At 69.9% G+C, this 16455-nt stretch carries 13 protein-coding genes; 7 read left to right on the forward strand and 6 right to left on the reverse strand.

The window, feature by feature from the left end; all coding sequences use genetic code 11:
* The first annotated feature begins 22 nt into the window (after positions 1-22).
* From AB0J16_RS28805 to AB0J16_RS28820, 4 genes are read left to right on the forward strand one after another with little or no spacing between them, the layout of a single operon-like run.
* Entirely contained in the window at positions 23-1009 is a 987-nt protein-coding gene (locus AB0J16_RS28805) for an ABC transporter permease (protein ID WP_358544969.1), read from the forward strand.
* Entirely contained in the window at positions 1006-1884 is an 879-nt protein-coding gene (locus AB0J16_RS28810) for an ABC transporter permease (protein WP_358544970.1), read from the forward strand. The genes AB0J16_RS28805 and AB0J16_RS28810 overlap by 4 nt, the downstream gene beginning before the upstream one ends.
* On the forward strand, positions 1881-3905 hold the full coding sequence (locus AB0J16_RS28815) for an ABC transporter ATP-binding protein (RefSeq protein ID WP_358544971.1): 2025 nt from the start codon (positions 1881-1883) through the stop codon (positions 3903-3905). The genes AB0J16_RS28810 and AB0J16_RS28815 overlap by 4 nt, the downstream gene beginning before the upstream one ends.
* 22 nt (positions 3906-3927) lie before the next feature.
* On the forward strand, positions 3928-5625 hold the full coding sequence (locus tag AB0J16_RS28820) for an ABC transporter family substrate-binding protein (RefSeq protein WP_358544972.1): 1698 nt from the start codon (positions 3928-3930) through the stop codon (positions 5623-5625).
* Positions 5626-5627: 2 nt separating this feature from the next.
* Here the strand turns inward: AB0J16_RS28820 and AB0J16_RS28825 are convergent, their stop codons facing one another.
* From AB0J16_RS28825 to AB0J16_RS28845, 5 genes are read right to left on the reverse strand one after another with little or no spacing between them, the layout of a single operon-like run.
* On the reverse strand, positions 5628-5777 hold the full coding sequence (locus AB0J16_RS28825) for a hypothetical protein (RefSeq protein WP_357648476.1): 150 nt from the start codon (positions 5775-5777) through the stop codon (positions 5628-5630).
* Positions 5778-5818: 41 nt separating this feature from the next.
* Positions 5819-6955: a substrate-binding domain-containing protein gene (locus AB0J16_RS28830; RefSeq protein WP_358544974.1), complete on the reverse strand. Its 1137-nt coding sequence runs from the start codon at positions 6953-6955 to the stop codon at positions 5819-5821.
* A gap of 10 nt (positions 6956-6965) precedes the next feature.
* Complete coding sequence (locus tag AB0J16_RS28835) at positions 6966-8057, reverse strand: ABC transporter permease (protein WP_358544976.1); 1092 nt, start codon at positions 8055-8057, stop codon at positions 6966-6968.
* Positions 8054-9586: a sugar ABC transporter ATP-binding protein gene (locus AB0J16_RS28840; RefSeq protein WP_358544978.1), complete on the reverse strand. Its 1533-nt coding sequence runs from the start codon at positions 9584-9586 to the stop codon at positions 8054-8056. Before AB0J16_RS28840 ends, AB0J16_RS28835 begins: the two co-directional genes overlap by 4 nt.
* Positions 9583-11793 carry a LuxR C-terminal-related transcriptional regulator gene (locus AB0J16_RS28845; RefSeq protein ID WP_358544980.1) on the reverse strand — a complete coding sequence of 737 codons (2211 nt, stop codon included), beginning with the start codon at positions 11791-11793 and terminating at the stop codon, positions 9583-9585. Before AB0J16_RS28845 ends, AB0J16_RS28840 begins: the two co-directional genes overlap by 4 nt.
* A gap of 356 nt (positions 11794-12149) precedes the next feature.
* Here AB0J16_RS28845 and AB0J16_RS28850 point away from each other — a divergent pair, with 356 nt between their 5' ends.
* Together AB0J16_RS28850 and AB0J16_RS28855 are read left to right on the forward strand one after the other, a co-directional pair.
* Positions 12150-12344: a DUF5999 family protein gene (locus AB0J16_RS28850; RefSeq protein ID WP_358544982.1), complete on the forward strand. Its 195-nt coding sequence runs from the start codon at positions 12150-12152 to the stop codon at positions 12342-12344.
* Positions 12341-12937, forward strand: coding sequence for an ATP-binding protein (locus AB0J16_RS28855; protein ID WP_358544984.1), 597 nt, complete (start codon positions 12341-12343; stop codon positions 12935-12937). The genes AB0J16_RS28850 and AB0J16_RS28855 overlap by 4 nt, the downstream gene beginning before the upstream one ends.
* Here the strand turns inward: AB0J16_RS28855 and AB0J16_RS28860 are convergent.
* Positions 12900-14951 carry an AAA family ATPase gene (locus tag AB0J16_RS28860; RefSeq protein ID WP_358544985.1) on the reverse strand — a complete coding sequence of 684 codons (2052 nt, stop codon included), beginning with the start codon at positions 14949-14951 and terminating at the stop codon, positions 12900-12902. The genes AB0J16_RS28855 and AB0J16_RS28860 overlap by 38 nt on opposite strands.
* Before the next feature lie 250 nt (positions 14952-15201).
* Between AB0J16_RS28860 and AB0J16_RS28865 the strand changes: the two genes are divergently transcribed.
* The gene (locus AB0J16_RS28865; protein WP_358544987.1) at positions 15202-16386 is read left to right on the forward strand and encodes a crosslink repair DNA glycosylase YcaQ family protein; all 1185 of its coding nucleotides are present in this window, start codon (positions 15202-15204) and stop codon (positions 16384-16386) included.
* Positions 16387-16455: the final 69 nt, after the last annotated feature.

A 16455-nucleotide genomic window follows, 5' to 3' on the forward strand; every position in this document is an offset into this window, starting at 1 on the left:
GTGCGCGCCGAAGGGGAGGGCGATGGCGGGGTTCCTGGCCCGCAGGCTGCTCAACTATCTCGTGCTCGTGGCCGTCGCAGCCAGCCTCGCCTACATGCTCGCGGCCAGCGCCCTCGATCCGCGCTCCAACTACGCCGACCGGACCCCCAAGCCGCCGCCGGCCGTCGTGGACGCCCAGCTCACCGCGCTCAACCTCAACGACCACACGCCGCTGCTCCAGCGCTACGCGACGTGGGCGGGCGGCGTGGTGCAGGGCGACTTCGGCCGTACGGTCACCGGCTCGCCGGTCAACGAGGACCTCAAGCGGCGCATGGGCGTCACCTTCCGGCTGGTCATGCTCGGGCTGATCTTCGGCAGCCTGCTGGGGGTGGTCGTCGGGGCCGCCGCCGCGGTCAAGCAGTACGGGTGGTTCGACCGGTTGTCGACAGGGATGTCGTTCCTGGTGCTCGCGATGCCGGTGGTCGTGCTGGCCAACATGCTGATCCTGCTCGGCACCCTGGCCAACGATCGGCTCTTCGGGCACCGGCTCTTCCTGGTCAGCGGCGAATACAGCGACGGGCTCGACACCGGCTTCTGGGGGACCGTGAGTGACCGGCTGCGGCACCTGATCCTGCCGACGATCTCGCTGTCGCTGGGGCTGGCCGCGGTCTTCAGCCGCTACCAGCGCAACACCATGCTCGACGTGCTCGGCGCCGACTTCGTCCGCACCGCCATGGCCAAAGGGCTGAGCAGGAGCCAGGCGCTCATCCACCACGCCCTGCGCACCGCCCTGATCCCGGTCGCGACCTACTTCGCGTTCACCTTCGGCGCGCTGCTGACCGGCGCGACGTTCACCGAGAAGATCTTCGGCTGGCACGGGCTGGGCGAACAACTGATCAACTCCATCTTCACCAACGACGTCAACACCGTGGCGGCCATCGCCTTCATCGCCGCGATCGCGGTGCTGTGCGCGTCCCTGGCGGCCGATCTGCTGCACGCCGCCCTCGACCCCCGGGTGAGGGCCGGATGACGGCGCTGCTCGTCGGTAGGCGGGCTCCGTCGCGGCTGCGGGTGGTCGCCTGGAGGTTCTTCCAGTCCACGCAAGGGCGGATCGGCTTCGCCGTGCTCGTGCTGCTGTTCCTGCTGGCCTTCGCCGGGCCGGTGCTCAGCCCGTGGTCCTACACCGACAAGGACTTCACCGCCTTCCTCAGCCCGCCGTCGGCCGAGCACTGGTTCGGCACGCTGCAGACCGGCGCCGACGTCTACGCGGTGACGCTGCGCGGCATGCGCAAGTCGCTGATCGTCGGGCTGCTGGCCGCGCTGGTGTCCACCGCGCTGGCCGCCGTCGTCGGGGCGTTCGCCGGCTACTTCCCCGGCTGGACCGACCGGACGCTCACCTGGGGCGCCGACCTGCTCCTGGTGCTGCCCGCGTTCCTGATCCTGGCCGTCATGTCGCCGCTGTTCGGGGCGGGGCAGTGGGTGCTGTTCGTGATCATGCTGGCGCTGTTCCTCTGGATGGTCACCTCGAAGATCGTCAGAGGGATGACGATCTCGCTGAAGCAGCGGGAGTTCATCCAGGCCGCCCGGTTCATGGGCGTCTCGCCGGTGCGCATCATCTTCCGGCACATCATCCCCAACCTGTCGTCGCTGCTGATCGTCGACGCCACCCTCAATGTCAGCGCGGCCATCCTCACCGAGACCTCGCTGTCCTACTTCGGCTTCGGCATCCAGCCGCCCGACGTCTCCTTCGGCACGCTCATCGCCGACGGCGCCCGGACCGCCCTCTACGCGCCGTGGACGTTCTGGTTCGTCGCCGGGCTGCTGGTGGTCACCGTGCTCGCGGTCAACCTCATCGGCGACGCGCTGCGCGACGCCTTCGATCCCGCCTCCCGGAGGCCACGGTGACGCCCGTCCTGGAGGTCACCGACCTCAACGTCTCCTTCGGCGACGTGGCGGCCGTACGCGGCGTCAGCTATGCCGTACGCCAGGGCGAGGTGCTCGGCATCGTCGGCGAATCGGGCTCCGGCAAGTCCGTCACCTCGGCCGCGGTCATGGGCCTGCTGCCGCCGGGCGCCACGGTCACCGGCTCGGTGCGGCTGCACGGCAAGGAGCTGATCGGCGCCCGGCAGCGGGAGCTGACCGCCTTTCGCGGCAAGACCATGTCGATGGTCTTCCAGGACCCGCTGTCCGCGCTGACCCCCGTCTACCGCGTCGGCGACCAGATCGCCGAGGCGGTGCGCGTCCACCAGAAGGTGACCAAGAAGCAGGCCGCGGCCATGGCCGTCGAACTGCTCGACCTGGTCGGCATCCCCAACCCGGCCCAGCGGGCCCTGGCCTTCCCCCACGAGTTCTCCGGCGGGATGCGGCAGCGCGCGGTGATCGCGATGGCCATCGCCAACGACCCCGACGTGATCATCTGCGACGAGCCGACCACCGCGCTCGACGTCACCATCCAGGCGCAGGTGCTCGAAGTGCTGAAGAAGGCCCAGCGGGAGACGGGCGCCGCGATCGTCATGATCACGCACGATCTCGGGGTGGTGGCCGGGTTCGCCGATCGGGTGCTGGTGATGTACGCGGGCCGGCCGGTCGAGGTGGGCAGCGTGGACGACATCTACTACGAGCCGCGCATGCCCTACACCGTCGGGCTGCTCAGCTCCATCCCGCGCGTAGACACCGACGGCCGGCACCCGCTCGTGCCCATCGAGGGCGCGCCGCCGTCGCCCGCGGCGCTGCCGCCGGGCTGCCCGTTCGCGCCGCGCTGCCCGATGCGCATCGACGCCTGCGAGGCCGCCGAGCCGCCGCTGGTCGACGTCGGCCCGGCGCACCAGGCCGCGTGCATCCGCTGGGCGGACGTACGCCCCCGCGTGGCGGCCAAGCACGCGGTCCCCGTCGAGCCGCGCGAGGCACGGCCGCGCCAGGACCGGCAGCCGGTGCTGAAGGTCGACGGGCTGGTCAAGCGCTACCCGCTGCTGCGCGGATCGGTGTTCAAGCACAGGGTCGGCACCGTGCACGCGGTGGAGGGGGTCAGCTTCGACGTACGCGAGGGCGAGACGCTCGGTCTCGTCGGCGAGTCGGGCTGCGGCAAGACCACGACGCTGATGGAGATCCTGGAGCTGGCCGAGCCGCAGGAGGGCCGCATTGTCGTGCTCGGGCACGACACCGCCCGCCTCGGCGGCGCCGAACGGATGGCGATCAGGCGCGACATGCAGGTCGTCTTCCAGGACCCGCTCGCCTCCCTCGACCCGCGCATGACCGTCTACGACATCCTGGCCGAGCCGCTGCGCACCCACGGCAAGGGCGATCCGGGCGGCCGGGTGGCCGAGCTGCTCGACCTGGTCGGGCTCGACCCCTCCCACGCGGCCCGCTACCCGCAGGACTTCTCCGGCGGACAGCGGCAGCGCATCGGCATCGCCCGCGCGCTGGCGCTCGAACCCAGGTTCCTGGCGCTCGACGAGCCGGTCTCCGCGCTGGACGTGTCGATCCAGGCCGGTGTGATCAACCTGCTCGACGCGCTGAAGGCCGAGCTCGGGCTGTCCTACCTGTTCGTCGCGCACGACCTGGCCGTGGTGCGCTACATCGCCGACCGGGTGGCCGTCATGTATCTGGGCAGGATCGCCGAGATCGGGCAGGTGGACGCCGTCTATGACGCTCCCGCGCACCCGTACACACAGGCGTTGCTGTCCGCGATCCCGCTGCCCGACCCGGTCCGCGAGCGCTCGCGCCGGCGGATCCTGCTCGAAGGCGATCTCCCCAGTCCGGCCGACCCCCCGTCGGGCTGCCGCTTCCGCACCCGGTGCCCGAAGTTCAGGGCCGAGTTGACCGACGACGAACGCGCCGTGTGCGTGGCCGTCGAGCCCTCGGTGCACCTGCTCGACAAGGACCAGGGCGCCGCCTGTCACTACGCCGAGAAGCTCGAAGTCACCTAAGCTAAGCGGGAGGATTCGCTCGATGAAAGCATCACGCCTGATCGTGGCCGCCCTGGTCGGCTCGCTGTGCCTGGCGGGTTGCGGCCGGGGCCCTGGCGGCAGCGATGGCCTCGCGGGCGGCCCGCGGGGGGACGAGCGGAACGTCAAGGCGTACGACATCAATCCGCAGCCGCGTGACAAGGTCAAGGACGGCGGCACGTTGCGCTGGGGCATCAACGAGTTCCCCACCCAGTGGAACAGGAACCACGTCGACGGCAACCTCGCCGTCGCTGCGGTGGTCAGCAACGCGCTGCTGCCCGCGCCGTTCAGATCCGACGAGAAGGCGGACATCACCGCGAACCCCGACTACCTGATCAGCGCCGAGGTCACCTCCCGCGACCCGCACCAGGTCGTCACCTACACGCTCAACCCCAAGGCCAAGTGGTCCGACGGCAAGCCGATCGACTGGACCGACTACCAGGCCCAGTGGAAGGCGCTCAACGGCACCAACCCCGCCTTCCACATCGTCTCGTCCACCGGTTACCAGGACATCTCCGACGTACGGCGGGGGCGCGACGACTACACGGTCGTCGTGACGTTCGCCCGGCCCTTCGGCGACTGGAAGTCGCTGTTCAGCCCCTTGATGCCGGCCTCCACCAACAGCACCCCCGAGGCCTACAACACCGCCTGGCTGAACAAGATCCCGGTGACGGCCGGGCCGTTCAAGTTCAAGGGCTTCGACCAGACGGCGAAGACGATCACGCTCGTCCGCGACGACACCTGGTGGGGCGACCGGGCCAAGCTCGACCAGATCATCTACCGCGCCTCCGAGCAGGACTCCCTGATCGGCGCGTTCAGCAACGGCGAACTCGACATCACCGACGTCGGCCCGTCGGCGCCCGACTACGCGCGCGCCAAGACCACCCCGGGCGCGACCGTACGCCAGGCGGCGGGCCCCGACTTCCGCCACATCACCTTCAACGGCTCCAGCGACCTGCTGAAGGACCAGCGGGTCCGGCAGGCCGTCCAGCTCGGCATCAACCGCCAGGCGATCGCCCAGTCCGACCTGCAAGGCCTCGACTGGCCGATCGCGCTGCTGAACAACCACTTCTTCATGAACACCCAGGAGGGCTACCAGGACAACGCCGGCGCCCTGGGCGTCTACGACCCGGCCCAGGCCAGACGCCTGCTCGACGCGGCGGGCTGGCCGCTGGGCGGCGGTGGCGTCCGCCAGAAGGACGGCAAGCCGCTCGACCTGCGCTTCGTGGTGCCGTCGGGTGTGCAGACCGGCAAGTCGGAGGGTGAGCTCGCACAGAGCATGCTCGCGCAGATCGGGGTCAAGCTCACCATCCAGGCCGTGCCCAGCGATGACTTCTTCACCAAGTACGTCATTCCCGGCAACTTTGATATGACGCCGTTCGCATACATCGGCACGCCTTTTCCGGTTTCGAGCAGTTTTGGGATCTACGCCAATTCGCCGAACGGGCAGACGTGGAACGCCAACTTCGGTCGCGTGGGCTCGCCCGAGATCGACGCGGCGATGAACCAGGCCGGCCAGAGCCTCGACCTGAAGCAGGCGCACGCGGACACCAACGCGGCCGACAAGCTGATCTGGCAGGAGGTCAACGTGTTGCCGCTGTACCAGAGGCCGCAGAACGTGGCGGTCAGCGAGACGCTGGCCAACGTGGGGGCCCGCGGCTTCTACGACCTCCGCTACCAGGACATCGGCTTCACCCGCTGAGGTCAGTGCCGCCGCGAGCGCAGCCGGTCCAGGAACCGCCGGGCCTTGCGCTGGTTCTCCGGGTCGTTGGCCATGCGCTTGGCCTTCTCCATCGTCTGCTTGCCTTGGGGGCTGCGCAGATACGCGCGCACCCGATCCATGAGGGTTGCCATCCGGGACCCCTACCCAAAGTGGTCCCCTGAACCCGTATTGGTCAGCCGTTCCAGATCCGCTCGTAGGCCGCGCGAAAGCCCGGAGGGTCCCACGAGGTGGCGTCGTCGACGTTGTGTTGCGTGGTCAGATGCACCGGCGCGACGTACCCGCTCGGGGGTCGCCCGGCGAACGCGCGGTTGAACTCGTCGACGATCTGGCTGCCCTGCGCGTTCAACGGCTCGGGAACGGTGGCCTGCTGGAACTGCCGGTCTCGGACGCGCTGGAAGGCCGACGGGTCGCCGTCACCCGCGCCGATCGCGTACGGGGGCCCATCGCCGGCTTTGCCCGCGGCGCGCAGGGGCGCCGCCGCGTCGGCGAAGTAGAGGTCGTTGATGGCGACCGAGTAGGTCCATCGATCGCCGAAGCGCGACAGGAGTGAGGAGACCGCCTGAGGCGTGCGGCTGCCCGTGTCAGGAAGCGGGATGTTCTGGTACGACAGCAGCTTGACGCCGGAGCAGCTCAGCAGCGTTTTCTTGATCAGCTGTGCCTTGTTCTCCGCGAAGGGGATCGACGAGTCGGTGAAGATGACGACGCCCGCGTGCCCCTGCGACCTGGCGATGATCCAGAACGCGCTGATTCTCGCGACCTCCTCCACCCGGGTGGTGATGTTGGTGAAGAGCCTCGGGTTCGCGCCGGGCCCGGGCCGGCTCGCCGCGTGCCACCCGATGAGCGGGATGCGCATGTCACTGGCCCGCTTGACCTGCTCGGCGGCGGAGTTCGGGTCGAAACCGCCGATGACGATCCCCGACGGGCGCAGGGCGACGGCCTGGCCAAGGGCCTCCCGTACCCCGGCCGGAGTGCCCTGCCCGTCGATCACCCGGACGTCCCAGCCGATGGACTCCCCGGCCTCCCGCACCGCGTTGGCCGTGCCCGCGACGCCGGGGTTGGTCATGGTCGCCGCGACGAACACGAGGTTCTTGCCGCGGACCGCTCGCGGACCGCTCGTGGGACCGTTCCAGGCGACGATCCCCTCAGCCCGCGCGACGGCCTGCCCGGCCACGGACAGGACACCGGGACACGAGCTCGCCGACGGGCCCGGTGCGGGGCCGGGAGCCGAGCCGGCGGAGCCCCGGGAGCAGCCACCAGCGAGCGCGCAGGCCATCGCCAGCGCCGTCGCGATGCGTGAGAAGCGGTTCACGCTCGGATCCTTACCCCGCAGGTGGGAGGGTTCGCGGTGGCGATGGGTCACGGGACGGTGTGGCGGCGGGCTCGTATGGAGGCGCGGGCGGTGGCGTGCGGCGTGCCGCGGCCGGTCCCGCGTGCAGCCGGCGCCGGGCCGCGTAGCCGACGAGCCCGACCGCGATGAGCAGGGTGACCCCGTTGAACAGCGGCGTCACCCAGAAGTCCGCCCCCAGCTGACCGATGCCCGACAGGCCGATCGCGAGGACGGCGACGGCGACGACGGTACCGAGCGCGTTGGCCCGTCCGGGCCTGATCGCGGTGGAGCCGAGCAGGGCCGAGACGAACGCCGGCAGCAGATAGTCGATCCCGACGCTCGGATTGCCGATCTGCTGCTGAGCGGCGAGCAGGACGCCCGCGAAGCCGGTGACCAGCCCGGAGCCCACGAAGGCGTAGACGACGTACCGGTGGGTCGGGATGCCGATCAGGTCGGCGGCCCGCGGGTTCGAGCCGATGACGTACAGGTACCGGCCGACGGGGAGCCGTTCGAGCACGAGCCAGAGCACCGCGGCGAGGACGAGCACATAGAACGCGGGAGCGGGCAGGCCCAGGAACGTCGAGTCGGATATGCCGGTGAAGGCGGGCGGAAGACCCTGCGGGCCGGGCACGATCCTGGCGCCCTTGGTCGTCCAGCCCGTGATGGCGTACAGCACGCTGCCGGTGCCCAGGGTGGCGATGAAGGAGTCGATCCTGGCGAACTCGACGAGGAGACCGTTGATCACGCCGACGAGCGCGCCGCCGATGAGCACGCCGAGACAGGCCAGGGGCCATGGCCAGCCGCCGGCGATGATGAGTTGCAAGGTCACGACGTGTCCGAGCCCGAGGCCATAGCCGATGGACAGGTCGAACTTCCCCGTGACGATGGGGATCATCGCGCCCAGCGCCAGGATCGCGGTGATCGAATGAGTCGAGAGGATCGACGTCAGGTTGGCCATCGTGGGAAAGGTGTCCGGCAGGGCGAGCGAGAACACCACGAACAGGATGATCGTCAGAGCGAGTAGTCCGTAGCTGCCGATGAAGTGACCGGCGGTGCGCCGCCGGCGCGGGGCTCTCGTGGTCATCGGGGATTCGCACCAGTGACAGCGGGCGCGGCCGACGCGGCGTGGGTGAGCGCGGTGACCGTGAGGGCCGCACCGGCCACCTCGGTGGTCACTGTCCCCCGGACGAACATGAGGGCGCGATCACACACGTTCACGACTTCCTCGAAGTCGGTGGAGACGAGGATGGCCGCCAGCCCGCCGGCCAGGGCTTCGTCGAGGAGTCGGTAGATCTCGGGTTTGGCGCCGACATCGACACTGGCCGTCGGCTCCTCGAGGATCAGGACATGGCGGTTCGTGCCGAGCCAGCGGCCGATCATGACCTTCTGCTGGTTTCCGCCGGACAGAGTGGAAAGAGGCGCCTCGGCATCCGCGGGTTGGACGCCGAAGCACGCGACGAGCGCCGCCGCCTCGGCGCGCTCCGCGCGGGGCCGGATCCAGCTCAGTGGTGATCGGCCGTGTGCCCTGGGGTTGGCCAGGAAGTTCTCGCGGACGCTGAGGCTCGGGGCGGCGCCTTCCTCCTGCCGGTCGCTCGTCACCAGGCCGACACCCGCGTCGACGGCCGCCGACACCGACCGTGGACCATAGGGCCGCCCGTCGAGCAGCATGTGGCCGGCGAGGATGGGGTGCGCGCCGGCCAGAGCGCGGCCGAGATCCACGTGCCCGGCACCGGTGAGGCCGACGAGACCGATGGCCTCACCGGCCCGCAGGTCGAGGCTGATCGGGCCGGCCTGCCCGGTGCGTACGCCGGTGAGGCTCAGCACCACCTCTCCGAGGTCGCGGTTCGGGCGCCGGTGGGTCGTCGGTTCGCGGCCGACGATGTCACGTACGAGGGTGGTGGAATCGCCGCCGGTGAGGGTCCCCTGGCTGACGAGCCGCCCGTTGCGCAGGACCGCGACCCTGTCGGCGATCTCACGCACCTCGTCGAGCCGGTGGCTCACGTACACGATCCCGTGACCTCGGTCACGTAGCGCGCGCAAAGCGTCGAACAGGCGGGCGCGGTCGGGCGCGGACAGGCTCGCGGTCGGCTCGTCGAGGACGATGATCTCGGTTTCGGCGGCCAGCGCGCGGGCGATGGCGACGAGCGACCGCTCGGCGCGGGTGAGGCCGGCGATCCGCTCATCGGGGTCGAGGCGGATCGCGACGGATCGGAGAGCCGCCACGCAGCGCTCGCGTACCCCGCGCCAGGAGATGAGACCGCCGCGCCGGCGATAGCCGGTGCCGAGGGCGATGTTCTCGGCGACGCTCATCCACTCCACGAGGCCGAGGTCCTGGTGGACGAACGACATGCCGCGGGAGGCGGCCTGGCTGCCCAGCGGATGGCCGGCCACCTCGATCTCACCTTCGTCGGCGCGATAGACCCCGGCCAGGATCTTGATCAGCGTCGACTTTCCGGCGCCGTTCTGTCCGAGCAGGGCGAGAATGCCGCCGTGGTGGAGGTCGAGATCCACCCCTTCCAGCGCGGTGGTGCCGCCGAATCGCTTGCCCACTCCACGGATGCGGATGAGCGGCTCCGAGGCGGTCCGTGACGCCGGACCCGCGAGAACGGTCACGGTCTACCGACCTGCTGTCGCGAGCTCCAGGCTTTGGCGACCTGCGATCTGGAGGTAAAACTCAGCTTGCGCAGGATGTTCTCGACATGGCCTTCGGCGGTGCGCTGGGCGATCACCAGGGTCTCCGCGATCTCCTTGTTGCTCAGCCCTTGAGCGACCAGTTCGGCGATCTCTCGCTCTCTGCGGGTCAGGACGGACGCGACGTCGGATTCGGGCGGGGGGCTCGCGGTACCTCTGCCCGGCTTCTCCTCCAGCGCGTAGGCGACGGCCTGGTCGAGCGTGAACTCAGAGCCGCGCGTGAAGGCCGCGGTGAACCCTTCGTTCCTGAGGCTCTGTCGTAGCCGGGCCTCGCATCGGCCGTGGAGACCCGCCAGATGCCCGAGTCCGGAGAGCGAGGTCCCGATCGAGCGCCAGACCATGTGCGCGGCGCCCAGCAGTTGAGCGGCGCGGCCGTCCTGATGCTGGTCGGCGATGATCCAGGCGAGCCCTTCCAGGCCTTCTGCGATGCCGAAATGGTCGTTGCACCGCAGCTTGAACCGCAGCGCGTCGCGCATCATGGCGATGGCGGTGTCAGGATCATCGTGCCGCCACCGGTCCAGGGCCGTGATCCACAACGCGTAGGACACGGACCAGTCCGCGTGCGCCTTCTGGGATGTCTCCAAGGCCTCCTGGCAGAGCGCCGTCGAGCGGGGATCGTTCATGACCACGGTGACCATGCTCAGCTGGAAGAGGGCGACCCATGAATGACCCCGGTGGCCGAGGGCGCGGCGGCGGACCAGGGCCTCTTCCAGGAGAGCGAACGATCGGGCGAAGTCTCCGGCCAGCAGCGCGGAGAAACCGGTGATGTGCAGCGCGCCGGCGAGTTGCGCCTCATCACCCAGCCGCTCGGCCAGCGCACGGCACTCCAGCAGCAGTGGTTGTGCGGCGGAGAGGTCGCCCTGCAGCAGCAGGAGCCACGCGTCGACCCACAGGGCCTTGGCCCGCGCGGCGATGGGGCGGGGCTCCTGGGCCAGCGCCCGCTCCAGCCAGTGGTGTCCTTCGCTGGGGGAGCTCCACGAAAGCCGGTGGCTCCACATCGCGGCGGCGATCTCGAGGGCGGCCCAGGCCTGGCCCGGCTCGGTCAAGCAGAATTCCAGCGCCCCCCGTACGTTGGCCTGCTCCTGACGGATCCGGACGAGCCATTCCATCTGGCTCTCGCCGAACCACTCGGCCTCCGCCCGCGCGGCCAACTCGCGGCACCAGTCGCGATGCCGCAGCCGAAGCGTCGTCTCCTGGCGGGAATCGGTGAGCCGTTCCCAACCGTACTGGCGCAGCGTCTCCAGCATCTCGAAACGTACGCCGGTGTCCTGCGTCTTCCGCAGCAGGATCGACTTGTCGACCAGCTCTATCAGCAGGCTGGGGATGTCCTCCCGGGCGATCCCGTCGCCCGAGCACACCTCTTCGACCGCTTCCAGATCGCAGCCGCCGGAGAACACCGACAGCCGTTCCCACAGCAGCCGTTCCTCAGGCGAGCACAGGTCATGACTCCAGTCCACCAACGCCCGCAGCGTCTTCTGGCGGGGCACCGCGACCGAGCGTTCCGTCGCCAGCAACCGGAACCGGTTGTTCAGCCGTTCGAGGATCTGGTCGACGGACAATGCCCGCATGCGCACCGCCGCGAGCTCGATGGCCAGCGGAATCCCGTCGAGCCGCTGGCACAGCCGCGTCACCGCCACGCTGTTGGCGGCATCGACGGTGAAACCCGGCACGACGGCCGCCGCACGGTCCTCGAACAGTCTCACCGCCTCGTAGCGCGCGTCGGGGGTCGCGACCATCGCATCGCCCGTCCCGTATACGGTCAACGGCGGCACTTCCAGGAGGTGCTCACTCGGCACCTGGAGCGACTGCCGGCTGGTCGCGAGAATGTGCAGCTCGGTCGTCGCGGAGAGCAGCTTGCTGGACAGGATGGCGCATTCGTTCAGCACATGCTCGCAGTTGTCCAACACCAAGAGCAGGCGCTTGTTGAGCAGATGCTCCGACAGCGCGGCCACGTTCGGCTGGCGGCAGCCGATCGTGTCGGCGATGGTCTCCGTGAGCAGCTCTTCGGCCACCAGCGGCGCCAGATCGATGAACCACGCCCCGTCAGGGAAGGCCCGTGACATCTCCGCGGCGACCCTCAGCGCCAGCCGTGTCTTGCCCACTCCGCCGACGCCGGTCAACGTCACCATCCGGCCAGCGGAAAGCAGACGTTTGGTCTCGGTTAGCTCATGCCGACGACCAACGAAACTCGTCAATTCGGCTGGCAGGTTCCCCGCTTGCCGCCGTGTCATCGTCCCCATGACAATTTCAGGCTAACTCATCTCGGCCGCGCGAGTTCGGTGCGCCCGGTGTGAGCGGTCACCCAGCTGATGGCGTCCTGACCTGCGATGATAGCCGCTCCATACCTACGCGCTGGTTACCTACGTAGGTAGGAACGGGTAATCATCCGGGCATTTATCCCGTCCTACATCCACGGTCCGCATGCGCATGCTGGTTCTGTCAGCAAAGAACGTCGTGACAGCGGCGACCGAACCAAGGAATGATCATGTGTCAGCACCAGCCTCGGTGCCCATCCGCATACGGCTGTGACCGCGAGGCCGCGCGCCTGGTGGCCTTCCATCCCGAGCAGGGGTGGGGTCTGCTGTGCAACGGCGTGGTGGTCTTCGAGGACAACGGTGAGATCCTGCCCGACGGGCGTAGCGTTCCCGCCCACTACTGCCACCTCGGACGGGCAGCATGAACCAGAACTCCGGATCCGCGCTCATGACCGAGAGCACACTCTGGCAGGACGACCCGGGGGACAGGGTCATGCCCTGGGACAGCCACACGCCGGTCTGGGACCGCCTCAAGGCCGGCATCCGGCGCCTCGGGGAGCTGGTCACCGGCTCCGGCCACCTCTCCGGTATGGAGGTCGCCTCCTGGTCGCTTTCCCCGGGCATGTCCTCGGTGCCCGAGGCGCGACGTCTCACCCGTGCCCGTCTCGCCGCATGGGGGCTCGATGAGCTGGCCGAGGTCGCCGAGCTCCTGGTCAGCGAGCTCGTCACCAACGCGTTGCGCCATGCGCCGGGACCGCACCGGTTCACCCTCTACGCCAGTGACGGCCTGCTGCGCGGCGAGGTCGAGGACGCGGGCACCGCGCCGCTCTGTCTCCACCAGGCCACGCCGGGCGACGAGCACGGCCGCGGACTGGACCTGATCGACCTGCTGGCCTGCTGCTGGGGCAGTGAATCCGCGCCCAGTGGGAAAACCGTCTGGTTCGAACTCTCCGCCGACTGCGCCGCGAAGTCTGACGGATTCAGTCCTTCCCCGCACAAGTCAGCACATCACAGGTGAGCACGCCTTCCACGCCGAGTCGCGTCCCGTCTCGGAAGCTCGCCGCGAACGCCCGATTCCCCAGCGTCTTGCGGGCCTGCTCCGCGCAGCGCTCGTGCCATTTCGCGTGGTACCACAGCCGAGTGGGTGAGGCGTCCGCCGCCTGCCACAGCGAGTGCGCCGCCCCCAGCATCCGGGCGGCCCGTTCATGCTCCCCACGCGCACCGGCGATCCACGCCAGCACCTCCAGGCACTGCGTGAGGCACCAGCGGTCGTTGACCTCTTCGGTCAACTCGGCGGCCGCTCTCACCAGCGCGTCTGCTCGTGGGTAGTCACCCAGGTTCCACAAGGCGATACCGAGCGCCAGCTGGGCGTACCCGCGGGACACCACCATGTGATGGGTCTCGCACAGCGCCAGGAGCTCCTCGCCCAGCCGGACGGCCCGCTCCGGGTTCTCGATCGAGCCGTACGTCGCCGCGTAGTACAGGTTGAGCACGACGCCGTGAACGTTTCCGGCGGCCCTGAAGAGGGCGAGCGACTCCTCCAGGAGCGCGAGGCCACGCTGGGTGTCACCCGTGGAGAACGCCGCGACACCGGAGGTCCGGATGGCGAACGGCAGGACGGCCTCGTTCCCCTGCTGCCGGGCGATGAGGTGGCATTCCCGCAGTCTCGGCACCGCCGCCGCCAGGTCGCCCTGGCGCAGGGCGAGCATGCTGTCCACCCAGAGCGCCGTCGCCCGCGCGCTGTCGGGCGTACGCACCAGCTCCAGGGCGCGCTCCAGCCAGTAGCGGCCCTCGGTGAGTGCGCCCGCCAGAAGCCAGAAGCACCACAGCCTCGACGCCGTCTCGAGTCCCACGTGAGCCAGGCGTGGCTCACTGAGGCACAGCTCGAGTGCGACGCGCACGTTGGGCAGTTCCTGCCGCAGGCGCAGGTATCGCTCGGCCTGGTCCGGGACGATCTCGTCGATCTGGTGCCGGTCGACCAGATCGCGGTAGTGGTCGATGTAGCGCCGGCACAGTACGCGCCTCTCGGCGGGCGACAACTGCTCGCACCCGTACGCGCGGATGCTCTCCAGCATGCGATACCTGAGCCCGGCCTCCCACCGCTCGCAGACCAGGATCGACTTGTCCACCAACCCGGTCACCAGATCGATCACCTCGGCGGGGGAGATCCCCTCGCCCGAGCACACCGCCTCGGCGGCATCCAGGTCGACCCCGCCGGGGAACATCGACAGCCGGGTCCACAGCCGCCGCTCCGCCGGTGAGCACAGGCGGAAGCTCCAGTCCATGGTCGCGCGCAGCGTCTGATGGCGGGGCAGCGCGGCGGGGCTCCCCGTCGCCAGCACCTCGAAGCGCTCGTCCAGCTCGCGCGCCAGCTGTTCCAGGGGCAAGGCGCGCAGTTGCACCGCGGCCAGCTCGATCGCCAGCGGGATCCCCTCCAGACGCCGGGCCAGCCGGGCCACGGTCGCCGCGTTGCTCGTGTCCAGGGAGAAGCCGGGCGCCGCACTCGCCGCCCGCTCCACGAAGAGGCGCACCGAATCCTGCCGGGCGATGTGGCTGAGGGGGCGGCTGGAGCCCGGCACGGACAGGGACGAGATCTGCAGCACCTGCTCGCCGTACACACTGAGCGTCTGCCTGCTGGTCGCCAGGATCCGCACCCGGGGAGCGCCCCGCAGCAGCCGGGCCACGAAGCGGGCGCAGTCGTCGAGCAGGTGCTCGCAGTTGTCCAGGACCAGCAGCATCCGCTTGTCCGACAGGTGGTCCACCAGCGCGGCCATGGGGTCGGGTCCCGCCTCGCGCAGTCCTAGCGCCCCGGCGACGACCGGCTCCAGCAGATGGCCGGCCTCCAGAGTGGCCAGCTCGACGACCTCCACGCCGTCCTTGTAGGCGCCCTGAAGGATTTCCGCGACCCGGTGCGCCAGCCGGGTCTTGCCGACACCGCCGGTGCCGGTCAGGGTCAGCAACCGGGCCTGAGACAGCCCTCTCCTGGCCGCGGCCAGCTCGTGCCTGCGCCCGACGAAGCTGGACCCTTCCATGCGAGGACGGGCCCGGACCGTACGACCGCGCTCTGCCTGGATCATGATGCGTTCAGGCCGTCCGAGGCGTGTTGACGATCGCCGACGTGCGATGCCACCTCAGTCATGACTGCTCCAGCGGCTCAGGCTTTCATTGCCGTCAGGTCTGAGCCGTCATCAATCAGGTTATGCCCGAATCGTTCCCGCCGCACCAGTGGCCTCTCTGGGGGGCTTGGGGGAACTGTCGTAGCGCCGGTGTAGAAGTGAAGCCGTGACGATCCAGCTGACCTGGCCCAACATCCTCGCCTGGCGCCTGCGCAGGCAGTTCGTGAGCGCTGCCGACGGGAGCGACGCGGTGGCGATCACGCGCCGGCTGTGCGGCGTGCAGACCCAGGTCGCCTCCTCGGCGCAGCTGGCCGTGGCGGTGCGGAGCGCGCGGCCCGACCCGGGCGGGATCGGCCGGGCGCTGTGGGAGGAGCGCACGCTGGTCAAGACGTGGATCATGCGCGGCACCCTGCACCTGCTGCCCGCCGACGAGCTGGCCGACTACTGCGCGGCGCTGGCCACGCTGCGGACCTGGGAGAAAGGCTACTGGCAACGCGGCCATGGCGTCACGGCGGCGGAGATCGCCGCGATCATCGAGGCGGTCCCCGAAGCGTTGCGAACATCCCGACCCGCGTCCCCGGCCCTGACCCGGGACGCCTCCCCTGACCCGGCGCTGACCCCGGACGCGTCGCCAAGCCCCGCGCTGACTCGGGAGGAGCTGGTCGAGGCCGTCGTCGAGGTCACCGGTGACGAGCACCTGCGTGCGGCGCTGACCTCCGGTTGGGGCGCCCTGCTCAAGCCGCTCGCCCGCCTCGGCGAGCTCTGCTACGGCCCACCCCGCGACGGCAGGGTGACCTTCACCGCCCCTCGCGCCTGGCTGCCCGGCTGGCCGTCGGAGCTGCCGCCGTACGAGGAGGCAGGCGTGCGGCTGGCCCGGGCCTTCCTCGGCGCGCATGGGCCGGCGACGCCGGAGATGTTCGACACCTGGCTGTTCGGGGGCGTGGCCAGGAAGGCGGTGCTCAAGGGCTGGTTCCGCGACCTGGCTCCGGAGCTGACCGAGATCGAGACCGATGACGGGCACACGCTGCTCGCGCTCACCGAGCAGCTCGACGAGCTCGCCGCCACCGAGCCGTCCGAGGACGTGCACCTGTTGCCGGGCTTCGACCAGTACATTCTGGCCGCCCCCCGCACCCTCACACCGCTGCTCCCCGCCGCCGCCAAACCCAAGGTCAGCCGCCAGGCAGGCTGGATCTCGCCGGTCATCGTGCACCGGGGGCGGGTCGCGGGGGTCTGGGAGGCCAAGAACGGGCGAATGACGACCGACCTGTTCGAGCCCGTCCCCGAGAGCCTGCTCGACGACGCGCTCTCCCGCGTCCGCGCCCTCCTCACCGCCACCCCGCCTGAGGACTAATGGCGGGTGTGGGAGCGATCTCCCACCCCGCCCGAGAACTGATGGCGGGTGTGGGCTGGGATGGCCGGC

Origin of the sequence: Nonomuraea sp. NPDC049750, from assembly GCF_040659625.1 — a bacterium.
Taxonomy (GTDB): Bacteria; Actinomycetota; Actinomycetes; order Streptosporangiales; family Streptosporangiaceae; genus Nonomuraea.